Origin of the sequence: Arthrobacter sp. 4R501 (assembly GCF_002929755.1) — a bacterium.
In the GTDB taxonomy this organism is placed as follows: domain Bacteria; phylum Actinomycetota; class Actinomycetes; order Actinomycetales; family Micrococcaceae; genus Arthrobacter.
The window spans coordinates 97,566-118,127 of sequence record NZ_PJIW01000002.1 but is presented as its reverse complement, the minus strand read 5'-3'; the positions used below and the strand labels follow the sequence as shown (position 1 = coordinate 118,127).

The window sequence follows — 20,562 nt, the reverse complement described above, 5'->3', positions numbered from 1 at the left end:
GCCTGTGCCACAAGACCCCCGGTTCGATCACCGACCTCCATGCCGTCTAACGGCGGGGGCCTACAACTGCAGCGTCACCGGCCGCTTGAGGCCGTTCACGGTAGCAGCGGGCCAGCGGTCATCCACAGTCAGGACCTTCATGCCGGACTCGGTGAGCTGGACGGTGTCCTCGACCTTCACTCCGGGTCCCGACGGGTTCCAGGTGAACGGCTGGTTGAGCACAACGGTGTCGGTGGTGGCCGCGGTGACGCGCGGATCCCGTCCGGCATAGCCTGCCGGTCCGCCCTGGTGGTGCTGCTCCCACTGCTCCGCGCCGAAGCCGTGGCGGGCGTAGGCGGCCTTGATCTCGCCGAAGACGCGGTCCAGTCTGGCACCGGGGAAGGTTGCGTCGAAGATGTCCGCCTCCACGGCGGCGATCCGGGACTCGGCGTCGCGCTCTTCGGGGGTTCCGGCGTCGAACCTAACCCAGCGGGTGATGTTCGCGACCAGGCCGTCCCGGCGAGCACACACCACGGCCATGGCGCGGCGTCCGAGGGGTGCGTGCGTGGCCAGCGGGTGCCGGAAGTCGCTCCGCGAGCTGCCGTTGCACAGGAGCACCAGCGGCTCCGCGCCTGCGCCAACCACGCGGGCGGCCAGGGCGGACGCCAGTTCGAATTCGGTGGTGTCCGGCCGGACCGTGGATAGCACATCGGTCATGATGCCGGCCAGTTCCGCGCTGAGGAGGGCGTAGCGGGCGGACTCGCCGGGCAGCAGCTGCTGCCGGGCTGCCCTAAGCTCGGTGGCCACCGAGGCTTCGGCCAGTGGGGTGCCGGAGCCCGTGTCGGTGCCCCCTCCGGAAGAATGTCCGACGGCGGCGGCAACCTCGTGCAGGTTCCCGTACCAGGGCGCGGTGTGGAGGGCGACCCCGGCGGGGAGCTCCTCGGCCGCGATCCGCCCCGCCTCGTTGTTGAACGTCACCAGGTGGTCGCCGTCCCGGTCCACTAGCAGCGCGACGATGGGGTCACCGGCCAGGCTGATGTGGACGCGGCTGCCGTCCAGGTACCAGGCCAGCGCCGTGTGCGTGGTCAGCAGCAACGAGTCCTGCCCTTTGGCATCCAGAATGTCCAGGACGCGTCGCCGCTTGATGGCACGGTCGGCGGTAGAGGCGGGCGGCGTGCGGCGGCCCTGGCCCGCAAACGTCGTGGCTTCAGTCAGCTGCGACGGCGGTGTAGCAGCGGTGGTTGTCTGGCTCATGAGTTGTCCCCCTGTGTGTTGATCAATGTCTCGATGTCTTCCGTACCCAAAATCCCGTCGGCGATGAACACGGTCACGCTGCGGCGAACCGTGCTGCCGGGTTCGGCGATGACCGGCGCGTCCCAGGCCAGCGACTGGCCAACTCCCGGATATCCGTTCACGCGGACGAACCACGGGTCCGTTGAATTCGCGGCGGCGACGAACACGAGGGTGGCCGCTCCGCCAGCCTCCCCGCCGCCGGCTTCCCCGCCGTCGGGAGCCGCGCCGTCGGGAGCCGCGCCACTGTGGTGAGTCCCGCCGTCGAACGTTCCCGTGAACCCGCCCGACCACGCGAGCCACGGTGCGAGACTCCCGTGCACGGCGGACTCACCCGCCCCCGAAGGCGTCCAGACGCGCGCCCCGGAACATTCCGGAAGCCGCCAGAAGAACCCGCCGTACCCGCCCCCAACCCTGCCGTTGGAACCGGGGCTGCCCAGGCTCACCGGCTGGTTGCCGGCGGGGGAGAGTGCAAAGTCCAGGGTGAGGCGCCAGACGGAAGGCCCGACGGCGGCCCACGTCCAGGTGCGCTGTTCGGTCAGGACGGGAGCGCCGTCGGGCCCGTTCCAGGCGAGGTTCTCGGTCAGCTCGCCCTCCGCGGCGGACGGTTCGCCGGGAGACGGTTCGTCCGCGCGGACGATGCTGCCGTGGTCCGGGCGCCAGACGTACTCGCCGGCCGCCCGGGTGTAGGTGCGCCCGCCCCAGAAATTGACGCCGTCCACATCCTGGAGGGCCACCCCCACCCCCAGATGCCACACGTGGTCCAGCGGCTGGTGGTCCGTCACAACGGTCCCGGCCAGGGTGCGCACGGGGTGCAGGTACGGGCGGGGAGAGGACACGGCGCGGACGCGGCTGCCGTCCTGATAGTCCGCCACGGGATGCCGGGCAAGGTCGAAGGTCCGGACCGGCGGCAGGCTGCTGGCCCAGGGGACGCCCAGCTCGGCAAAGGTGGCCTGTGCCTTGGTGGCGCGTTCGATCAGCGCGGCAATGCCGTGGATCACGGGGTGGGCATCATCGCCGTCGCCCTCCCAGCTGACATGGCCGGCGTCGATTTCCAGGGGCGCGGGGGCGGTACGGATGGCTTCCAGCACACACATAAATGCGCCGGCATCCGGCAGCGCGCTGAGCATGGGGGTGCCGGGCAAGGGGGCGCCGGCCGCCCGGGCGGCGAGCAGGTTCTCCAGCAGGTCGGTCCGGCCGAACGTCCCGCGGCGCTCGCCGTCCGCCGTCGTGGTGACCAGTTCGTCCTCGGTGTAGAAAAACGTGATGTCCCCCTTCGTCCCGTGGACCGTGACGGAGGGCCGCTGCTGTTCGGGGGCGCAGAGGGTGAGCGCGCACAGCAGTGTGGCCCCGGCGGCGGTGCGCACCCGGATCACCGAGGTGTCGTCGCTCTGGGTGTCGTGGGCGCGGTAAAGATCCGTCTCCACGGAAGCGACGTCGGCCACCGTGTGGGCGCCGGCCATGTTCAGGGCGGTGGCAACGGCATGCGCCAAGGCATTGGTGGCCACACCGTCCACCACGTCGATGCCGTCCAGGCTGCGTTTGCCGGCCCACCGGGAGCGCTTGAAGTGGCCCCTGGTCCGGAGCCACATGCCGGTGGCGCTGAGTCCCAGCACCTCTCCAATGCCGCCGGTCGCGATGATGTTCCGGATTTCCGGCAGGGCCAGCGAGCCCAGGCTCTGGAACCCCACCTGCACGAGCCGTCCGGCGGATTCGGCGGCGGCCAGCACCTCCTGGAACTGGGCCATGGATGCAACCGGCGGCTTCTCCACGTACACGTCGGCACCGGCGGCCAACGCAGCCAGGGCCAGGGGAGCGTGCGTCTGGATGGGGGTGGCCAGGATGACCACGTCCGGGACCGGCCCGGCCGCCAGCAGCTGGTCCAGGGTGTTGAAGACGGCCACGGACCCGGCCAGCGTGCCCGTCTCCGGTGGGTTGGGGTCCGCCACTGCCACCAGGTGCAGGGCCCCGGCTTGCTCAAGCCTGGCGAGGTTGGCCAGGTGCGATTCGCCAAAACCGTGCACACCCACGAGGGCTATGCGCGGGAGGGTTGCCGGAACGTCACCTTCCGTTGCAGAGCTAGCGGGTGCCGCGGGGGCGGATTGCTGAATCATCTGGGGTCCTCGGTGGCTAAGGGGTCGGCAGGGGCGAAAAGGCTGTGGGTGGCGGGACCCGGTGCGCCCAGGGTCCTGGACAGGTATCTGATGGCTTCATTCTGCATCTCGACCGTGAAGACGTGCCCGCCCGGCCAGAAACTCCCGGTGTAGGAGCCTGCTCGGTGCAGGGACTCCAGGATCCGGTGGGCGTCCCGCATCCCTTCTTCCGGGGACAGCTCATCGGCCAGCGCGTACTGCACCAGTAGTCCGTCGGCGCCGGATCGTCCGGTCAGTTCCGGCCAGTCGCCCAGCTTCCAGAGGCCCGGGGTCTGGAGCAGCCAGGAATGGGCATCCAGGTAGGCGGGCAGCAGCGACTGGAACGTGGTCATCATGCACGTCACCACGTAGTTCCGGATCCGCGGACTGAGGACCGCCAGGGCCAGTGCCCGGCCGCCGCCACCGGAGAACCCGATGCACCCCAGCCGCTCCGCGTCCACCCCGGGCAGGCCGGCAAGGATCTCCAGGGCGGCCAAGTCATCGTGGGCCACCATCCCGGCCAGGCTGGTGCCCAGCAGGCCGGCGGCCTTGGCCACGGTGTCCTCGTGGATTCCCGCGGCGGCGTTGTACAGTTCGGCGTCGGAAGGTACGACGCCGGCCTGCCGCCACTGCGACTTCCTCGCCTCCAGTGCGGATTCCGTCCGCCACGGCGGGGTGGACAGGTCGAAGCGCCGGCTGCCCCATGCGAAGGCGTCGTGGGCCAGGACGGCGAAGCCCTGGCGGGCGACCTCCGTGGCCAGTGCGCGCCCTCCGTAGTGCCCGGTGCGGGCTTCCGCCGCGGAGGGGTGGGGCTCGGGAAGCGTGACCAGCCGGTCCGCTCCGCCGAACTTGTTTCCGTCGTGGCAGTGCAGGGCCAGCACGCCGGGCAGCGGCCCGGAACTCCCGGCCGGCCGCATCAGCCACCCCGTGGTGCGGGGGCCGAAGCCCAACTGCCAGCTGAGCTGGGAGGTGGTGACGCCGTCGTGCGTTCCCTCCCTGTGGACGGTGACGTCCGCCGGGACAACAACTGCCGGAACGCCCAGTGCGTCCGAAAGGTCCTGCGCGGCCGGTGTGGCGGCCTGGTAGCGCGGCCGGTCACGGACGTAGGCAGGCCAGTTCTTATAGCCTGCAATGGCGCTGGGCCGGACCGGCCGGGAATCCTTGCTCACTGACCTGCCTGTTGTTCGGGTGGACGGGAGGGTTGAAGGCGCGGCGGATCGGGACGGATGTTGAACTGTGGGTAAAGTGATCCGGTTGCAGAAAACGCTTTCTCAAAAACTAACAAAGGGCTATACAGGAGTCAAGAAACCGTTTACTTTGGTACGGAGCCGCTTTCAACGTCCCGCGTGACGGAGGCCGGATCCGGACAGCTGCACCCCAAGTGAGTCCGCCGCCGGAGACGGTGCAAATATGGATCGCCCGGTGCGATCAACCCAGACGTGGAGGGCCACGATGACCAAAGGAGGCCACATGGCCGCTAGACACATACCCAGGACGCCGTGCCCGGCAGGAATGCCGGCTGCAGCGGGTCTGCTGCGTGAAACGGAGTTGCCGCAATGAGTGCCATCAGTGAACTGAGCACCCTCAAGCGCCGCAAAGGCCCCATGACGGCAGCGGAGAAAAAAGCGAACGGCCGGGATAACAAGGCCGCCTACATCTTCTTGCTGCCGTGGCTGGTGGGCCTTGTTGCCATCACCGTCGGCCCGATGCTGATGTCCCTGTACCTGTCCTTCACGGATTACAACCTGCTCCAGCCGCCGGAATGGGTCGGGCTGGACAACTTCATCCGCATGTTCGCCGACGCCCGGCTGCACAACTCGCTGGGCGTGACGTTCACCTACGTCTTTGTAGGCGTCCCGCTGCAGCTCGGTGTTGCGCTGCTGATTGCGCTTGTGCTGGACAAGGGCCTGCGCGGACTGCCGTTCTACCGTTCCGTCTTCTACCTGCCGTCCCTGCTGGGCGGTTCCGTGGCGGTTGCCATCCTGTGGAAGCAGATCTTCGGCACCACCGGCCTGGTCAACCAGGCCCTGGCCATGTTTGGCATCCAGGGTCCCGGCTGGATTTCCGATCCGAGCACCGCGCTGGGCTCCATTGTGCTGCTGCACGTGTGGACGTTTGGCGCCCCCATGATCATCTTCCTGGCCGGCCTCCGCCAGATTCCAGTGATGTACTACGAAGCAGCGAAGGTGGACGGCGCCAGCACACTCCAACAGTTCTGGCGGATCACGCTTCCCATGCTCAGCCCCATCATTTTCTTCAACCTGGTGCTCCAGATCATTGGATCCTTCCAGTCCTTCACGCAGGCGTTCATCGTTTCCGGCGGCAATGGCGGCCCGTCGGACTCCACGATGTTCTTCACGCTGTACTTGTACCAGAAGGGCTTTGGCCAGTTCGACATGGGCTACGCCTCCGCAATGGCGTGGTTCCTGCTGGTCATCATCGGTGTGTTCACCGCCATCAACTTTATCGCTGCAAAGTATTGGGTTTTCTATGACGACTAAGCTTGAGACGCTGCCCGCCCCGGACAAAAACACCGCCGGCGCCGGTAAGCCAACGAATCACCGCAAGCCCGCGAAACGCCGCGAATCCCGCGGCACGCTCGCCTTCAGCAGGGCTGCCCGCACCAGGGCCTTGATCAAACACGGCATCCTGATCCTCGCCGGCGGCCTCATGATCTACCCGCTGCTGTGGATGGTTGTCTCATCGCTCCGGGCCAATGAGCTGATCTTCCGGGAGCCTGGCCTGTGGCTCAATAGCCTGGAGATGAGCAACTACACCGACGGCTGGTCCGCGCTGACGCACCCGTTCGGGCACTACATGCTCAACTCGGCCATCGTGGTGATTGGCTCCATCCTGGGAAACCTGATCTCCTGCTCCATGGCCGCCTACGCCTTCGCGCGGCTCCAGTTCACCGGTAAGAAGCTGTTCTTCGGCATCATGCTGCTGACCATCATGCTCCCGTTCCACGTGGTGATTGTGCCGCAGTACATCCTGTTCTCGCAGATCGGCTGGGTGAACACGTTCTGGCCGCTCATTGTGCCCAAGCTGCTGGCCACCGATGCGTTCTTCGTGTTCCTGATGGTGCAGTTCATCCGCGGCATCCCGAAGGACCTGGATGAAGCGGCAAGGATCGACGGCGCCGGCCACCCGCGCATCTTCCTGAGGGTCATCCTGCCCCTGATGGTGCCGGCCCTGGCCACCACCACCATCTTCACCTTCATCTGGACGTGGAACGACTTCTTCGGGGCCCTGATCTACCTGACCGACCCGGACATGTTCACCGTTCCGGTTGCGCTGCGCGCCTTCGTGGATTCGCAGTCCGCCACCAGCTGGGGATCGCTTTTCGCGATGTCCATCGTGTCCCTCCTGCCGGTGTTCCTGGTATTCCTGTTTGGCCAGCGGTTCCTCATCAAGGGCATCGCCACCACGGGTATCAAGTAGATTCAGCGAAACACCTTGCTCCAGCCAATGGCCCGCCCCTCGAGGACGGGTCACTTGGCGTATCCCGCCGGGCCGGGTCGCGTGGATGATCCGCCGAGGCCAAGGCAAGAAAAACATCTTGTAATACAAGTCAGGTACTTGTAGTATGAGAGTTAAGAAAACGCTTTCTCGTTTTACTTTCCCCCTAGCCAGATCAATGAAGATCGGAGTACCCAGTGGCGCTTTTTCACCGCACTGAGTCAGATGCCAAAAACCGTACGGCAGAGACGCCATCCACCGGCGCACCCCGCCGTTTCCGCAAGACGGGCGTGGTTGCCGCGGCAGCCGCCGTCGTGCTTGCCCTGAGTGCCTGCGGCGGGGGAGCCTCCCCGCAGAGCGACGGCGGGCCCGTTGAGCTGCGCTTCTCCTGGTGGGGCAGCGACAAGCGCGCCCAGCTGACGCAGGCGGCCATCGCGGCGTTCGAGGCCGAGAACCCCAACATCAAGATCAAGCCGGAGTACGGCGACTGGAGCGGATACTGGGACAAGCTGGCCACCCAGGTCGCCGCCAACGACGCCCCGGACATCATCCAGATGGACGAAAAATACATCACGGAGTACTCAACCCGCGGCGCGCTGCTGGACCTCTCCAAGTACGAGGTCGACACGTCAAAGCTGGACAAAGCAGCCCTCAATGCCGGCAAAAGCGAAGACGGCCTGACCGGCATCGCCGCCGGCATCAACGCGGCCACCATCCTGGCCAACCCGGCCGTCTTCAAGGCTGCAGGCGTTGAGCTTCCCGACGACAAGACCTGGACCTGGGAAGACTTCGGCCGCATCTCCGCCGAACTCACTGAGAAGTCCCCGAAGGGTACGTACGGCTCTGCCGCCTACGGAACGGACGAGGCCTCGCTGGGAGTCTGGCTCCGGCAGAACGGCAAGACCCTGTACACCTCCGACGGCAAGCTGGGATTCGAGCCCTCGGACATCGCCGACTGGTGGGCTTTCCTGAAGGAGCTCAGCGAGAAGAAGGCTGTGCCGTCTGCATCGGAAGTTGTGGAAGCTGAGGCCGCAGCGCTGGACCAGAGTGGCCTGGCCACGGGCAAGAACGGGCTCGCCTTCTGGTGGTCCAACCAGCTGCCGGCGCTGGAGAAGGCTGCCGGAACCGACCTGCAGATCCTGCGGTTCCCGTCCACCACCGGCAAGGCTGCCGACGCCAAGCTCTGGTACAAGGCATCCCAGTTCTGGTCGGCTTCATCGCGCACCAAGCACCCCGTGGAAACGGCCAAGTTCATCAACTTCCTGGCCAACAACACCAAGGCAGGCGAGGCCCTGCTTGCCGACCGCGGCGTCTACCCGAACTCCGACGTCCGCACCGCCATCGAGCCAAAGCTGACCCCCGCCGATATCAAGGTGGTCAAGTTCATCGACCAGATCAAGGGCGAGCTCGGCGAGGCTCCGGCCCCGCCGCCGAAGGGCGCCGGCGCCATCCAGGAAATCGTCAAGCGCTACACCTCCGAGGTCCTCTTCAACCGCCTGTCCACAGAAGAAGCCGGCAAGAAGGCCGTGGACGAGATGAAGTCCGCCATCAGCTAAGTCCCGCGCCGCCGTCGGGCTCTTCCGGATGCAGCTTCTGAAGGAAGCTTCAGCAGGAAGCGTACGACGGCGAGTGGCCACCACAGTCCCGGCTGGAACCTTTGGTTCCGGCCGGGACTGTGGTGTTAAGGTCTGTGTCCTGGGTCCTGCTTTCCCGGCAGCCATGAGTGCTAGACGGGTGCGGGTCCTCATGGTCCACTAGGAGCATTTCAATTCATGGGGGAGAACATGAAGGCATCCGGTTGGACCGCCGCGGCGGCAGCACTACTGATATTGACCGGTTGCGCAGATGGTGTGCCCAGCGGGCATCCGACCCCGAACACACTGGAAGTTAGTCCGCCCAGTGCCGTCCCCACTGTCGGTTCGACTTCATCCGCTCAGGCCTCAGGGGCGCCGGTTCAAGCGATCACCATCCCGCTGGGCAAGCAGAAGCAGACTGGTGTCGAGGCATGGCTGACAATCAGCGGCTTTTCCGGGCCTCCGGGTTCGCAAGTTACTTACGATGCCTCAGAGTCCGTGGGTGTTGTTGTGAAGTACGAATGGGACTTGGATGGGGACGGAAGCTACGACCGGATCACCACTGATCCCGTCCTCAAACACACTTACGAGGCAGTTTGAAGGAGTCATGATCCTGCGGGTGACAGGGATCGCGGGTGGCACTGACACGTTGGAGACGCCTGTTCGCATCAGCACAACGCCCCTGTATCTGGCAGCGGCCTCAAACGTTCGTATCGAGGTTCTCTCTACGGTGGGGACGATCAGTGAGATCAGAGTCACTTGGGAATCCAGTGACCCCGCGGTTGACAGATGGGTAGTAGCTGTTGACGGTATCCCGGCAGGCATGCGTGAGGGATCGGTCCGCTCCGTGAACGTCACAGATGTGCACCACGAAGAAGAAGTCCTGATAGAGGTCATTGGCTTCACAGCCGGCGGCGCTATGGGTGAACGCGCGGGCGCAGTCTTGGCCGCGGGCGAGCAGTAGTTCTGCTTCCCTTGATTCCTATTGACGCTGGTTTTCCACGCGCTGCCGTGATGCTTGTGCTTTAGCGGCCGGTTGCAAGCCAGGGAAGCGGGAGCGGCCAATCCGCGGTCTTGAGCGAGAGAGCAGATGAGCCAGCTGAGCCGAAAGCAGCACGGCAGTCGAAATCACTGGGGAACGCTGCGGACTGCAGGCCAATCCCGGGATACACCTTCGTTCAGACCTCGCAGGCTTGTCCGTGGCTTTTCATTAACGTTGCTGCGGCGTCTATTCGCGTTTGGGCGGTGGGGGTGGTGGTTTGAAGTAGTGGTTTTCTTGGGGTTTTTGGGTGGGGTCGATGTGGCGTGGGGGTGTGAACCACGGGACGCCGTGGCGGGTGTGGATGGTCCATTGTTCTTTGTGGATGACGTGGTGGTGATGGGAGCAGAGCAGGGCGCCGTTGCCGACGTTGGTGGGGCCGTGGTGTGACCAGTAGGTGATGTGGTGGGCTTCGCACCAGGGGGCTGGGATGGTGCAGTTGGGGAAGGTGCAGCCTTGGTCGCGGGCGGTGAGGGCGAGGCGTTGGGCGGGGGTGAAGAGCCGGGTTTTGCGGCCTTGGTCCAGGATTTCGCCGTGGGTGCCGAGGAGGACGGGGATGATGTCGGCGTCGCAGGCGAGTTTGCGGACGGTAGTGGCTGCGACGGGCCCGGTGAACGTGTAGTTCCCTGTGCCTGTGCCTGTGCCTGTGCCTGTGCCTGTGCCTGCGCCGGTTCCGGTGTCCGTTTCGGCGGCTGCGCCGAGGTGGGGGAGGAGGTCGTGGTAGTTGATGGTGGCGAGGATTTGGGGGCGGTTTCCGCCGGCGGTGGGGAGCTTGTTGGTGGTGAGGGCTGCTTTGAAGGCAGTGATTATGCCGTCGAGTTGTTTCTGGGGCCGGGTGCGCCGGTCCAGGTCCACGTCATTGCTTTGCCACACGCCGGTGCCTTGGCCCGGGTCCCGGCTGCTGTCGTGTTCGCCGGCGCCTGTGCCGGTGCTGCTGCTGGCTGCGAGGCCGGGTTGGTGTGTGCGGGGGTTGGTGGCGGCGTTCATGATGGTGGCAAAGTGTTCGTATTGGTCGGTGGTGGCGAAGATTTCGAGGTGGTGGAGGCCGTGGCGGGGTTTGCGGATGAACGCGCCTTGGGTGTGGCGGAGTGCTTCTTCGGTGGGTTCGGTGCCGTCGGCGTCGAGGGTGTCGGCCCAGCGGCGGGCGACGCGGGTCAGGAAGTCGGGGTCCGCGGTGGCGGCAGTGTGGGTGAGGTCGTGTTCGATCCGGTCCAGGTTCTCCGGGGTGGTGTGGTGTTTGAGGCGGTCCAGGGTGGCGCTGATGATGGTGCCGGCGCGGGAGGAGACCACGGGCCCGGATCCTGCCGGGAACTCAAATGGGATGCCGGTGCCGGTGCCGGGGTCTGCCGGGGTGGTGGCTGGGGAGAACGCTGCGGCGAGGTGTTCCCTCACCGGCGGTATGGAGTCGCCGGTGAGGGTGGTTTCGGGCAGGATGGCGTGGGCGAGGTGGAGGCGGCGTTTGGCTTCACCGAGCCCGATCCGGAGCCTTAGGCGCAGGAATTCGGCCGTGGTCTTGCAGCCGTCGTCCGCCGGGGAACGTGGCACAAGGTCAGTGGTGGTTTCGGTGGTGGTGCCGGCGGGCCAGGCCGCGTCGGTTTCGTTCACGGTTTCGATGCCGTTGTCCCAGCCCGTGGTCCAGGATCTGGTGGCCCGAGTGGCCGTGGCGTTGGTGATGGCCTGGGTGCGGGTGCGGTTCACGGCTCCTGCGGAGAGGATCTGGAGGTAGTCAACGTCTCGGGAGAGCTCTTCGGCTTGTCCGGCGAAATCTGATGCGTCCACGTAGCCAGCCATGGCCAGTTGGGCAGGAGCGGCAGCAACTACGGCGCGGACCATCGCGATCGCCGCCTCCAGGCTCGCCGGCGCAGGCACGGCGGAATCGCCGTCGTTCCTCGCAAGCCGCTCCGTCAAAGCTTCCATAGGAACACTCTGCCGTGAGGGTACGACATTTATGCCGCGGCCGAATCTCTCAGTGTTGAAGGCTCCCTCAACAGGAGAGCAGGCGCGCGTCAGAACGGCGGTGGTACCGCCGTCGTTCCTCGCAAGCCGCTCCGTCAAAGCTTCCATAGGAACACTCTGCCAAGGGGGTACGACATTTTGCTCGGCGTCGGGACTTCCCACCCGGAAGCACGCCCAATGTGCCCGAAAAACCTCGTGTCAGTCCTCCGCGATCACCGCAACGGAACCGGCCGCAACGGTCCCCTCAAACGCCCCGCCCGTCAGCAGGTCAACGCCGGTGGCCTCCACCGCCGCGGCTGAGCGGGAGTGGTTGATGGCGAACAGGAAGCTGCCGCCGTCGTCAGCACGTCGACGCACGAGCTCCACTCCGCGGTCGGCGGCGGCAACGGGAGCGACGCCGGATTCGGCCAGCAGCCGGTCCACGACCGCTTCAATGCCGTCGCGGTCCGGGAACGTCGCCAGGTACCAGGCAGCACCGGCACCAACCGCATGCCGCGTCAGCGACGGCACGTCCTCCAACGGATACTCGGTGAAAGTCTGCACGGCCTCAGCGCCGGCGAGGTGGACGTGCTCGCTCCACACGGACGAGACCCCGTCGTCGCTCAGGTTCAACTGCTCGCCGGCCAGCAGCGGGTGGAATTCCTCCACGCGGATCCCCAGCAGCCTCCGGAAAGCGCCGGGATAGCCGCCCAGCCGGACGTGGTCCTGCTCGTCCACAATCCCGCTGAAATACGTGACCAGCATCGTGGCTCCGGCCCGCGCGGCAGCAGCGATGTTGGCAGCGGCTGCGTCCGTCACCGAATAGAGCGTGCACACCAGGACCAGGCCGTAGCCCTCCAAGGACGAAGAAGGATGGACCATATCCACCGCGATCCCGCGCAGGAACAGCGACCGGTGGAACGCCCGCAGCACGTCCAAGTACTTCACGTCCTCGCTCGGTTTGGAGTCGATTTCGCTGGCCCACCAGGCTTCGTAGTCGAACACGATCGCCACGCGGGATTCCACCCGGGAGCCGCGCACCGGTGCGAGCCGCTTCAGGGCAGACCCGAGCTCCACCACCTCGCGCCACACCCGTGTGTCGCGGCCGCCGTGCGGGACCATTGCGGAGTGGAATTTCTCGGACCCGGCGAAGCTCTGCCGCCACTGGAAAAACATCACTGCATCCGCTCCACGGGCCACATGGGCCAGGGAGTTGCGCAGCATTTCGCCGGGCATCTTGGGCTGGTTGCGCGGCTGCCAGTTGACGGCCGACGTCGAATGTTCCATCAGGATCCACGGCTCGCCGCCCGCGATTCCCCGGGTCAGGTCCGCGCTGAACGCGAGTTCGATCTGACGCTCGGGATCCGCAGCCACGAGGTAGTGGTCGTTGGCGATGACATCCACGTCCTTGGCCCACTCGAAGTAGTCCAGTGCCTTCGTGGCGCTGGACGCCATCAGGTTGGTGGTGCAGGGGACCCCAGGGGTGACCTCCCGCAGGACCGCCAGCAGCTCCCGGTAGTAGTCCATCAGGGCCCACGAATTGAACCGTTGGAAGTCCAGCTGCTGGCCCGGATTCAGCGTGGAAGGCGCGACGCCGGGCGGCAGGATCTCCTCGAAGGAACCGTAGTGCTGGGACCAGAACGCCGTGCCCCAGGCCGCGTTCAGCGCCTCGATGCTGCCGTACCGGCGCTCCAGCCACGTGCGGAAGGCCGCGGCGTCTTCCGCCCCGTAGAACTCGGAGACGTGGCACCCGAGCTCGTTGTCCACGTGCCATAGCGCCAGCGCCGCGTGGTCCTTGTACCGCTCGGCGATCACCCGGGTGATGCTAGTGGCGTACCGGCGGTAAACGGCCGACGACGGTGTGTAGTGCCGCCGGGAGCCCGGTCCCAGCACGGTTCCGTCAGCCGTGACCGGCAGGATTTCCGGGTGTTTGCGGACCAGCCAGGCCGGGGGAGCAGCGGTGGCAGTCGCCAGGGCAACCTTGATCCCGTTGGCGGCGAGATTGTCCAGCACCTCATCGAGCCAGCCGAAAGTGTATTCGCCCTCAGCCGGTTCAAGCAGGGCCCAGGCGAAAATGCCCACGCTAAGGAAACTGACGCCGGCTTCCTTCATGAGCTCCAGGTCCTCCAGCCGGACGTCGGCCGGCCACTGCTCGGGGTTGTAATCGCCGCCGTACGCGATTCCTTCCACGTTGTTCCAGACGCTGGCCGGACCGGAAGTTTGCTGCAAGCTCATGGGACTCCTTCGTCTACGGGAATGGACTAAACGTACCTGAATCGCGAGGTTTGGGAAAACGCTTGCCCAAACCTCGGAATGCCGGTATTGTATCGTTTCAGAAAGTGTGTAAGCCAGCTCACAACTCACGTTGTAATCACAGAAGCCACGGGCCTGCACAACTCGAGCAAGGAGGCTCTCATGATCAACAGAAGGAATTTCCTCACCACCGTAGCCATCGGCACGGCATCCGCTGCAGCACTGGCTGCGTGTGGCTCACCGGCCCCCAGCCAGACGGGTTCGGCGGAGAACCCTGTCACCATCAACTACACCTGGTGGGGCAACGATGACCGCGCCGAGCGCACCCGCAAGGCGATCGCGCTGTTCGAAGAAAAAAACAAGGACATCAAGGTCAACGGCAACTTCACGGACTTCGCCGGTTACTGGCAGAAGCGGGCCACGGAAGCTGCCGGTGGCGGCCTCCCCGACGTGATGCAGTGGGACCTGTCCTACATGCGGGATTACGGCCAGCGTAACCAGCTCCTGGACCTGGGCACGGTCAAGATCAACACGGACGCCTTCGACAAGTCACTCCTGCCATCCGGCCAGATCCGGGGCAAGACCTACGGCATCCCCACCAGCACCAACGCCTTCGCCGTCTACTACGACCCCGCGAAGCTCGCCTCACTTGGAATCGCCGAGCCGGACGGCACCTGGACCTACAAGGAATACAACGACTTCCTGGCCGAGGTCGGAGCCAAGGGCAACGGCGCGCTCTTCGGCGGCACGGACTACACCGGCGTCTGGTGGATGTTCAACATCTGGCTGCGCCAGAACAACATCGAGGCCTTTACCGAGGACGGCAAGCTCGGCTTCAGCAAGGAAGACCTTAAGAAATGGTGGAACCAGGCAGCAGCTCTCCGCGGCACCCCTGCCATCGTTTCCGAAGAGCGCGTCACCCAGCTCGCCCCCAAGTCACCCTTTGGCTCGAACGTGACCGCCACGGAAGTCACCTGGGATAACTTCATGGCCGGTTACCTCGGTGACAGCGGCGCCAAGGAGCTCAAGCTCGTTCCGGTTCCCTCCGATGACAAGGACAACCTGGGCCTGTTCCTCAAGCCGTCCATGCTGATGGTGGCCAGCGCCAAGACCAAAAACAAGGATGCCGCCGCCCGGTTCATCGACTTTATGGTCAACGACCCCGAAGTAGGCCAGATCTTCAAGACCTCCCGCGGCGTTCCGGCCTCCAAGACCCAGCGCGACGGCACCACGTTTGAAGGCACGGACAAGCTGGTTGTTGATTACGAGAAGTCCATTGAGAAATACCTCAAGGACGCTCCGGAACCGCCCATCGTCGGTTTCGGCACGCTGGAAGCCTCCTTCAAGCGTGTCAGCTCCGACCTCAACTACGGCAAGCTCACCATTGACGGCGCGGCTGACGCGTGGTTCAAGGAAGCCGAAGACCTCATCAAGCAGAACGCCTGAGCAGCGTATTGTCTGCCCGACGTTCCCAACTGACGGATTGAACTCGTGACTCAAAGCCCAACCCTGAGCAGGCGTTCGACGCAGTCCGCTCCCTCGCTGCCGCGCAAGTCGCGGCGGCAGGGGGCGGATGCCCGCGCCGGTTACACCTTCCTGTTGCCCTGGCTGCTGGGATTCATCGTCCTGACCCTAGGTCCGATGGTTTCCTCGCTGTACCTGTCCTTCACCAACTACAACCTTTTCGATCCGCCCAAATGGATCGGGCTGGACAACTACGCCACCATGTTCCAGGACGAGCGGTTCCTGCAGTCGGTGGGCGTGACCGTGGGCTATGTGGTTTTCGGTACCCCGCTGAAGCTCGCCGCCGCCCTCGCAGTGGCGATGCTGCTGAACAGCAAGCGCAAGGGGCAGGGGTTCTACCGATCCGCGTTCTACGCCCCGTCCCTGATCGGCGCGTCCGTGTCCATCGCGATCGTCTGGAAGGCGATGTTCGGCGATTCCGGTCCGGTGGACCAGGGCCTGTCCTTCTTCGGGATCAACCTCGGCGGCTGGGTAGGCAACCCGGCCATGACCATGCCGATGTTCATCCTGCTGACCGTGTGGCAGTTCGGCGCCCCGATGGTGATCTTCCTTGCCGGCCTCAAGCAGATCCCGAACGAGCTCTATGAAGCGGCGTCGATGGATGGTGCCGGCCCGGTGCGGAAGTTCTTCAACATCACGTGGCCCATGCTCTCCCCGGTGGTCTTCTTCAACCTGCTGATGGAAACCATCCACGCGTTCCAGATCTTCAGCTCGGCCTACATCATCTCCAACGGTGAAGGCGGCCCGGCCGGCTCCACCCTCTTCTACACCCTCTACCTGTACCTGCGCGGCTTCAGCGACTTCCGGATGGGTTACGCCTCAGCGATGGCCTGGCTGCTCCTGATCGTCGTCGGCCTTATTACCCTGGTCATCTTCCGCACGTCCAAGTCCTGGGTCCACTACAGCGGTGATTCGAAATGACAACTATGGCAACCCCCAAGCAGTCGGCCCCGATGCTCCAGACGCAGGACTACAACCCGACGTCGGAATCCACGGGCACCAAGCGGGCCAAGAGCGTGGCATTCCATGCGGTAGCCCTGGCCCTGACCGGCGTGGTGCTCTACCCGGCGCTGTGGATGATCGCCTCGTCCTTCAAACCGAACTCCGAAATCGGCGGCACCAACACCTCGCTGTGGTCCAGCAATTTCAGCTTCGATAACTTCGTCACGGCGATGGACGGGATCGGCGGGGTGACCACCCTGCAGTTCTTCACCAACTCGCTGATCCTGGCCATCGGCGCTGTGGTGGGAACCGTTCTCTCCGCGTCCGTCTCGGCCTATGCCTTCGCCCGGATCAAGTTCCCCGGCCGCAGCATCTTCTTCGGCATGATGATCGCCACCTTGCTCCTGCCCTTCCACGTGGTGATCATCCCGCAGTACATCATCTTCAACCAGCTCGGCCTGGTGGACACCTACATCCCGCTGCTGATCGGCAAGTTTCTGGCGGCGGATGCCTTCTTCGTCTTCCTGATGGTCCAGTTCATGCGCAACCTCCCGGCCGAACTGGACGAGGCGGCCCGCATCGACGGCGCCGGCCACGTGCGGATCTTCTGCTCCATCATGCTGCCGCTGATGAAGCCGGCGCTCATCTCAACCTCGATCTTCTCCTTCATCTGGAGCTGGAACGACTTCCTGGGGCCGTTGCTGTACCTGAACACCCCCGAAAAGTACCCGCTGCCGCTGGCCCTGCGCCTATTCGTGGACCAGACCCAGAGCTCGGACTACGGCGCCATGATCGCCATGTCCGTCCTGGCCCTGCTCCCGGTACTGATCTTCTTCCTGGTGTTCCAGCGCTACATTGTTGAAGGCGTCTCCACCCAGGGCCTCAAGGGCTGACGGATACAGAAAATGAGCATCATGGACAGCACCACACCCGCATCCGGCCGCAATGAACCCATCCCGGTAAACCGCTTTGCCCTGTTTTCCGAGACCCTGCTGGCCGGGCTGCTGGTGCTGGTGCTGTCCATCCCGCTGGTCACCATCCCCGCCGCGTACGCAGCCGGGATCGCCCATCTGGAACGGCATCTCGCCGGCCGCGACGATTCCCTGCGCGGCCTCTGGGGCACGTTCCGGGCCGCCCTCCCGGGCAGCTGGAAGCTGGGAATCACGACGGCGGGAGCCGGCGTCGTGATTGTCCTTAATCTGTTGCTCGCAACAGTGGGTCAGCTGCCGGGCAGCTCGGTTGTCCTTCCGGCCACGCTGATCCTGGCGGCAGCCGGAGCAGTCCTGCTCCTGCGCACCGCCGCTGCCTGGTCCGGTGTTGCCTGGTCCGACGTGGCCGGCGAGGAAGCCTCCGCGCCGGGAACCTGGTCTGCCGCCCTCGGCACCGCCAAGGCACTCTCGCTGCGTGACTGGACAGGCTCGCTCCTCCTTGCGGCGGCGCTGTTCGCGGCCGTGGTTTTTGTCTGGATGCTCGTGGCCCTGTTTGTGGTGGTGCCCGGCATGCTGATCCTGGCCTCCGCCGCCGTCAAGATGCGGTCCAGCCGCGCCTAGCCTTTCTCTGCATTTCCCATTTACTACCGAGTTGAGCCAGACGTGTCTTCCGACAGCCCGAAGTCCGCAGAATCCCTTCACGCCTCCCAAACTCCGGTCCGCTGGTACCAGCCGCTGACGCAGCACAACTACCGCCTGTACATGGGCATGACCTTCGCCGGCAGCATGGGCGTGTGGATGCAGAGGCTCGCCCAGGACTGGCTGGTGCTGCAGCTCACAGGGAGTCCGGCCGCCGTCGGGATCGCTGTGGCGCTGCAGTTCCTGCCGATGCTGGTCATCGGTCCGCTCAGCGGCCTGCTGGTGGACATGTTTCCCAAGCGCAGCGTCATGATGGTGTGCCAGTCCGTGATTGCGTTGCTGGCCCTGGGGCTGGCGGTCTGGGACGCCGGCGGAAACATCACCGTGTGGGCGGTGTACGGAAGCTGCATTGCGCTGGGAGTGACGTCGGCCGTCGACGGTCCGGCGCGCCAGGTTTTCATCAACGAAGTGGTGGGCGACGCCGGGCTGAGGCCGGCCATCGGCGTCAACAACGCGATCGGCCAGTTTGGCGCCATGGTGGGACCGGCCGTCGGCGGAGTGGTGATCGCCCAGGCCGGATCCGCCGCCGCCTTCGCCGCGAACGCCGTGCTTTCCGTGCTTGTGCTGGTCTTGATCGCCGCCGTCCGGCCGGCACTCCTGCACCTCACAACGCCTGCGTCCCGGGGACGCGGCCAGCTGCTGGCCGGCTTCGGGTACGTCCGGGAACGGCCCTCGCTGCTGCTGATCATCGTCCTTGCCGGCCTGCTGGGGGCCTTTGGCATGAATGGTCCGGTGGTGCTGACGGCCTTCGCCGAGCGGGTGTGGCACAACGGTGCGGCGGGGTTCGGCCTGTTCAACACCGTGGGTGCCGTCGGCGCCCTGGCCGGTGCGCTGCTCGCCGCGCGGCTGAGGACCATGGGCCGCAAGGGAATCGTGGCCGCAGCCGGACTCTTTGGGCTTTCGCAGCTGGTTGCCGCGCTGATGCCCAACCTGCTGGCTTTCACTGTGATGCTTGCTGTGGTGGGCTTGATGACCTTGGTCTTCCTCACGAGCGCCGCCACGGCCGTGCAGGTGGAGGCTGGCCCCGAAGTCCGCGGGAGGGTGATGGCGCTCTACCTGCCGCTGCTGCTGGGAGGGCATGCTTTGGGTGGCCTGCTGGCGGGCTGGCTGACGGAGGAATTTGGTGTGCGGACAGGCCTGGTAGTCACTGGTGCGCTGGCCATGCTGTCCGCGGCCGTCGTCGGTCTTCTGTTGTGGCTGAATTCGCGGCGGGTGCGGAACTGGCAGTCCTGTGAGGAAAAGTAACTTTGTGTGAGTTCTTGACGCGTGGTGCGGCTCACACCTAGTCTGTGAGAAAGCGGTTTCTGAGACGCTCCCGACTGCCAGATCAAAGGACCAACGAATGCTTTCACGCGCCCGAAAATCCAGAATTCCCAAAGTTGCGGCTGCCATGGCCGTCCTGGCGCTGGCCCTTTCGGGCTGCGCCGGGAGCTCGCCGGCTGCCTCCGACGGACCGGTCACCCTGCGTTTCAGCTGGTGGGGCTCCGATGTGCGGCACAAGATGACGGAAAAACTGATTGCGGCCTTTGAAGCGAAGAACCCGAACATCAAGATCGAAGGGGAGTACGGCGACTGGTCCGGATATTGGGACAAACTGGCCACCCAGGTGGCCTCCCAGGACGCCCCGGACATCATCCAGATGGATGCCCAGTACCTCGGTGAATACGCCGAACGCGGGGCCCTGCTGGAACTCAAGGACGTGGATCTGTCCAAGTTCGACCAGGCCGCCGCGGATGCCGGCAAGACGGACGGCGGGCAGTTCGCCGTCACGGCGGGCATGAATGCACTGGTGGTCCTGGCCAATCCCGCGCTGCTGTCCGCCAGCGGAGTGTCGCTGCCTGATGACTCGAGCTGGACCTGGGATGACTACAAGGAAACCGCAGCGGACATCACGAGCAAGAGCAAGGAAGGCATCTACGGTTCAGGGGGCGTGGTGGGTGATGCCTCCTTCAACCTCTGGATGCGCCAGCACGGGAAGTCCCTGTTCACCAACGACGGCGGACTGGGCTTTGACGAGGCCGATGCCACGAAGTACTTCGAGATGCAGGCCGGTCTGCGGGACGCCAAGGCCGTTCCGCGTGCGTCCCTCTTGACCGAAGAGGCCAGCGCACCGCTGGACCAGCAGGGCCTGGCAACGAACCGCTTCGCCATGGGCTGGGTGTGGTCCAACCAGCTTGCTGCACTGAGCACAGCCTCAGGGCAGGCACTGGAAATCCACCGTCCGCCGAGTGTGGAGGGCGACGCCAAGAAAGCCGAGCAGTTCTATAAGGCTTCGCAGTTCTGGTCCGCCAGTTCACGGACCAAGCATCCCGCAGAGACCCAGAAGTTCATCGACTTCCTGGCCAACAGCGTTGAAGCCGGCGAGATCGGACTGGCAGACCGCGGCATCCCGGGCAATTCGGACGTGCGCAAAGCCGTGGCCCCGAAGCTGACGCCCACCGACGCGCTGACGGCAAAATTCATCGATGACATTGCCGATGAAGTGGGCGAGGCCCCGGCCGTGCCTCCCGCCGGATCAAGTGCGGTTTCCGAAGTCCTGACCCGGTACGCCACCGAAGTCCACTTCAGCAGGATTTCCCCGCAGGAGGCGGCGAAGAAGTCGATCGAGGAGATCAAGAGCTCGCTCAACTAGTCGAGGCAGGGCACTCCGGAAACGGACGAACCAGAAACGGACGACGCCGGATGCGAACCGCACCCGGCGTCGTTTCCGTTTGGTGCGCCCCGCCCCAACTGACTGGCACTTAACGTCGTGAAAAACGCGAATGGCGACGTTAAGTGCGACCTAGTTGGGGCCTGGTCGAATCCGT

Annotated in this window: 16 protein-coding genes; 11 read left to right on the top strand and 5 right to left on the bottom strand. The window is 65.1% G+C overall.

The window, feature by feature from the left end:
• Positions 1-60: 60 nt before the first annotated feature.
• The 3 genes from CXR02_RS02055 to CXR02_RS02045 are packed head-to-tail and all read right to left on the bottom strand — an operon-like array spanning position 61 to position 4,570.
• Positions 61-1,233 (bottom strand): Xaa-Pro peptidase family protein, encoded by a 1,173-nt coding sequence (locus CXR02_RS02055; protein ID WP_146072461.1) that lies wholly within the window; start codon positions 1,231-1,233, stop codon positions 61-63.
• On the bottom strand, positions 1,230-3,383 hold the full coding sequence (locus CXR02_RS02050; RefSeq protein WP_104060478.1) for a DUF6807 family protein: 2,154 nt from the start codon (positions 3,381-3,383) through the stop codon (positions 1,230-1,232). Before CXR02_RS02050 ends, CXR02_RS02055 begins: the two co-directional genes overlap by 4 nt.
• Positions 3,380-4,570, bottom strand: coding sequence for an acetylxylan esterase (locus CXR02_RS02045; protein WP_104060477.1), 1,191 nt, complete (start codon positions 4,568-4,570; stop codon positions 3,380-3,382). The genes CXR02_RS02050 and CXR02_RS02045 overlap by 4 nt, the downstream gene beginning before the upstream one ends.
• A 387-nt stretch (positions 4,571-4,957) precedes the next feature.
• On the opposite strand from CXR02_RS02045, the gene CXR02_RS02040 reads away from it, so the two are divergent.
• The 5 genes from CXR02_RS02040 (at position 4,958) to CXR02_RS02020 (ending at position 9,398) form a co-directional block, all read left to right on the top strand.
• On the top strand, positions 4,958-5,902 hold the full coding sequence (locus CXR02_RS02040; protein ID WP_056346294.1) for a carbohydrate ABC transporter permease: 945 nt from the start codon (positions 4,958-4,960) through the stop codon (positions 5,900-5,902).
• Positions 5,892-6,842, top strand: coding sequence for a carbohydrate ABC transporter permease (locus tag CXR02_RS02035; RefSeq protein WP_056346296.1), 951 nt, complete (start codon positions 5,892-5,894; stop codon positions 6,840-6,842). The genes CXR02_RS02040 and CXR02_RS02035 overlap by 11 nt, the downstream gene beginning before the upstream one ends.
• Before the next feature lie 308 nt (positions 6,843-7,150).
• A complete protein-coding gene (locus CXR02_RS02030) occupies positions 7,151-8,416 on the top strand; it encodes an ABC transporter substrate-binding protein (RefSeq protein WP_258060710.1) in 1,266 nt (421 codons plus the stop codon).
• 216 nt (positions 8,417-8,632) lie between these two features.
• Positions 8,633-9,034, top strand: coding sequence for a hypothetical protein (locus CXR02_RS02025; RefSeq protein ID WP_104060475.1), 402 nt, complete (start codon positions 8,633-8,635; stop codon positions 9,032-9,034).
• Between the two features lie 7 nt (positions 9,035-9,041).
• The gene (locus CXR02_RS02020) at positions 9,042-9,398 is read left to right on the top strand and encodes a hypothetical protein (protein WP_104060474.1); all 357 of its coding nucleotides are present in this window, start codon (positions 9,042-9,044) and stop codon (positions 9,396-9,398) included.
• 264 nt (positions 9,399-9,662) lie between these two features.
• Here CXR02_RS02020 and CXR02_RS02015 read toward each other — a convergent pair whose 3' ends face one another.
• Together CXR02_RS02015 and CXR02_RS02010 are read right to left on the bottom strand one after the other, a co-directional pair.
• Positions 9,663-11,390 (bottom strand): HNH endonuclease signature motif containing protein, encoded by a 1,728-nt coding sequence (locus CXR02_RS02015; protein WP_258060667.1) that lies wholly within the window; start codon positions 11,388-11,390, stop codon positions 9,663-9,665.
• A 237-nt stretch (positions 11,391-11,627) separates the two neighbouring features.
• Positions 11,628-13,643 carry a beta-galactosidase gene (locus tag CXR02_RS02010; RefSeq protein WP_104060472.1) on the bottom strand — a complete coding sequence of 672 codons (2,016 nt, stop codon included), beginning with the start codon at positions 13,641-13,643 and terminating at the stop codon, positions 11,628-11,630.
• A 180-nt stretch (positions 13,644-13,823) separates the two neighbouring features.
• Here CXR02_RS02010 and CXR02_RS02005 point away from each other — a divergent pair, with 180 nt between their 5' ends.
• From CXR02_RS02005 to CXR02_RS01980, 6 genes are all read left to right on the top strand, one after another.
• Positions 13,824-15,107, top strand: coding sequence for an ABC transporter substrate-binding protein (locus CXR02_RS02005; protein ID WP_104060471.1), 1,284 nt, complete (start codon positions 13,824-13,826; stop codon positions 15,105-15,107).
• A 45-nt stretch (positions 15,108-15,152) separates the two neighbouring features.
• Complete coding sequence (locus CXR02_RS02000; protein ID WP_104060470.1) at positions 15,153-16,106, top strand: carbohydrate ABC transporter permease; 954 nt, start codon at positions 15,153-15,155, stop codon at positions 16,104-16,106.
• Entirely contained in the window at positions 16,103-17,020 is a 918-nt protein-coding gene (locus tag CXR02_RS01995) for a carbohydrate ABC transporter permease (protein ID WP_104060469.1), read from the top strand. The genes CXR02_RS02000 and CXR02_RS01995 overlap by 4 nt, the downstream gene beginning before the upstream one ends.
• Before the next feature lie 12 nt (positions 17,021-17,032).
• Entirely contained in the window at positions 17,033-17,677 is a 645-nt protein-coding gene (locus CXR02_RS01990; protein ID WP_104060468.1) for a Poxvirus protein I5, read from the top strand.
• A 42-nt stretch (positions 17,678-17,719) separates the two neighbouring features.
• Positions 17,720-19,000, top strand: a complete 1,281-nt coding sequence (locus CXR02_RS01985) for an MFS transporter (protein WP_104060467.1) — start codon at positions 17,720-17,722, stop codon at positions 18,998-19,000.
• 97 nt (positions 19,001-19,097) lie between these two features.
• Positions 19,098-20,387 (top strand): ABC transporter substrate-binding protein, encoded by a 1,290-nt coding sequence (locus CXR02_RS01980; protein ID WP_104060466.1) that lies wholly within the window; start codon positions 19,098-19,100, stop codon positions 20,385-20,387.
• Positions 20,388-20,562 lie beyond the last annotated feature (175 nt).

What these genes read in the sequence shown, in the direction of transcription:
- CXR02_RS01995 (WP_104060469.1), top strand. Translation starts at nt 16,103, where the DNA reads ATGACAACTATGGCAACCCCCAAGCAGTCGGCCCCGATGCTCCAGACG.
- CXR02_RS02010 (WP_104060472.1), bottom strand. Translation starts at nt 13,643, where the DNA reads ATGAGCTTGCAGCAAACTTCCGGTCCGGCCAGCGTCTGGAACAACGTG.
- CXR02_RS02055 (WP_146072461.1), bottom strand. Translation starts at nt 1,233, where the DNA reads ATGAGCCAGACAACCACCGCTGCTACACCGCCGTCGCAGCTGACTGAA.
- CXR02_RS02035 (WP_056346296.1), top strand. Translation starts at nt 5,892, where the DNA reads ATGACGACTAAGCTTGAGACGCTGCCCGCCCCGGACAAAAACACCGCC.
- CXR02_RS02025 (WP_104060475.1), top strand. Translation starts at nt 8,633, where the DNA reads ATGGGGGAGAACATGAAGGCATCCGGTTGGACCGCCGCGGCGGCAGCA.
- CXR02_RS01990 (WP_104060468.1), top strand. Translation starts at nt 17,033, where the DNA reads ATGAGCATCATGGACAGCACCACACCCGCATCCGGCCGCAATGAACCC.
- CXR02_RS01980 (WP_104060466.1), top strand. Translation starts at nt 19,098, where the DNA reads ATGCTTTCACGCGCCCGAAAATCCAGAATTCCCAAAGTTGCGGCTGCC.
- CXR02_RS02005 (WP_104060471.1), top strand. Translation starts at nt 13,824, where the DNA reads ATGATCAACAGAAGGAATTTCCTCACCACCGTAGCCATCGGCACGGCA.
- CXR02_RS02015 (WP_258060667.1), bottom strand. Translation starts at nt 11,390, where the DNA reads ATGGAAGCTTTGACGGAGCGGCTTGCGAGGAACGACGGCGATTCCGCC.
- CXR02_RS02040 (WP_056346294.1), top strand. Translation starts at nt 4,958, where the DNA reads ATGAGTGCCATCAGTGAACTGAGCACCCTCAAGCGCCGCAAAGGCCCC.
- CXR02_RS02020 (WP_104060474.1), top strand. Translation starts at nt 9,042, where the DNA reads ATGATCCTGCGGGTGACAGGGATCGCGGGTGGCACTGACACGTTGGAG.
- CXR02_RS02050 (WP_104060478.1), bottom strand. Translation starts at nt 3,383, where the DNA reads ATGATTCAGCAATCCGCCCCCGCGGCACCCGCTAGCTCTGCAACGGAA.